Here is a 1,435-nt window from a genome sequence, read left to right as displayed (position 1 = left end):
CACCTTCGAGAGGCAAATCCATCGCCGGCGTGGGCGTCATGTTCTACGTGCTGATGGCGCTGCGCGCCGAGCTGCGCGAACGCGGCGTGTTCGACAAGGCCAGCCAGCCCAAGCTGGAGCCGCTGCTGCCGCTGGTCGCGCTGGGCACCGTGGCCGACGTGGTGCGCCTCGACAGCAACAACCGCCGCCTGGTGGCGCAGGGCCTGCGCCGCATCCGCGCGGGCGCCATGCCGGCGGGCATCGCCGCGCTGTTCGACGCCGCGGGCCGCAAGGCGCCCGTGGCGACCACCTTCGACTTCGGCTTCGCCCTGGGGCCGCGCATCAACGCCGCGGGGCGCCTGGCGGACATGACGCTGGGCATCGAATGCCTGCTGACGGACGACCCCGGCCGCGCCGCCGAACTCGCCCGCACGCTCGATGCCATCAACCGCGAGCGCCGCGAGATCGAGGGCGGCATGCGCGAGCAGGCGCTGCTCATGGCCGAGAGCCTGTTCGAGGAAGGCACCGAGCCCCCGCCGGCCATCAGCGTGTTCGACCCCGACTTCCACGAAGGCGTGGTGGGCATCGTCGCCTCGCGCATCAAGGACAAGCTGCACCGCCCGACCTTCGTCTTCGCCGCCAGCGCCGCGCCGGGCAAGGGGCACGAACTCAAGGGCTCGGGGCGGTCCATTCCAGGCTTTCACCTGCGCGACGCGCTCGACCTCGTGGCCAAGCGCCACCCGGGCACGCTGCTCAAGTTCGGCGGCCATGCCATGGCGGCCGGCTGCACGGTGGCCGAGGAACACTTCGCCACCTTCGAGCGCGCCTTCGCCCAGGTCGCCCAGGAGTGGCTGGACGCCGCCACGCTCACCCGCCGGCTCGACACCGACGGGCCCCTGGCCCCCGAATACTGCCGCGCGGACATGGTGGACACCCTGCACCGCGAGGTCTGGGGCCAGGGCTTTGCGCCGCCCACCTTCAGCGAAGAGGTCGAGGTGCTGTCGCAGCGCCTGGTGGGCGAGAACAAGCACCACCTGTCGCTCAAGCTGCTGCACCAGGGCCAGCCGGTGGACGGCATCTGGTTCGGCCACACCGAACCGCTGCCCTCGCGCGTGCTGCTGGCGTTCCGGCTGGACGTGAACGAGTGGAAGGGCGATCGGCGGGTGCAGTTTCTGGTGGAAGGCGCGCAGCTTTGAAGGGGCCGCGCCGGGCCATCGTGCGGCCCGGCGGGCACGGGCGCTGCCGGGGCCCATTCATGGGAAAGCAGGCCTCACGCCGGCGGATCGATTGCCTGATTAGCTATCAATTTTGCAGCAAACAGCCCCTGCCGCGTTGAGCGCCCGGGTGCCGGGCGCCGGGGCCTGCGCCTGGCTTGGCCCGCACCCGGCCTTCCGGCTTTTCAGAACGTTTCCCAGTCGTCCTCGGAGCCGGACGCCGACCGCGCCGCGGCCGGGCG

Annotated in this window: 1 protein-coding gene; it reads left to right on the top strand. The window is 71.7% G+C overall.

The features are described 5' to 3' along the window. Positions 1-1,175: single-stranded-DNA-specific exonuclease RecJ (locus AC27KI_RS24770; protein ID WP_487116431.1), on the top strand; the 1,175-nt coding region annotated here is incomplete at its 5' end. Positions 1,176-1,435: the final 260 nt, after the last annotated feature.

The organism is Acidovorax sp. KPB24-03, assembly GCF_057546605.1.
Note: the sequence above shows the minus strand (reverse complement) of the source record. Positions and strands in the feature narration are given on the sequence as shown.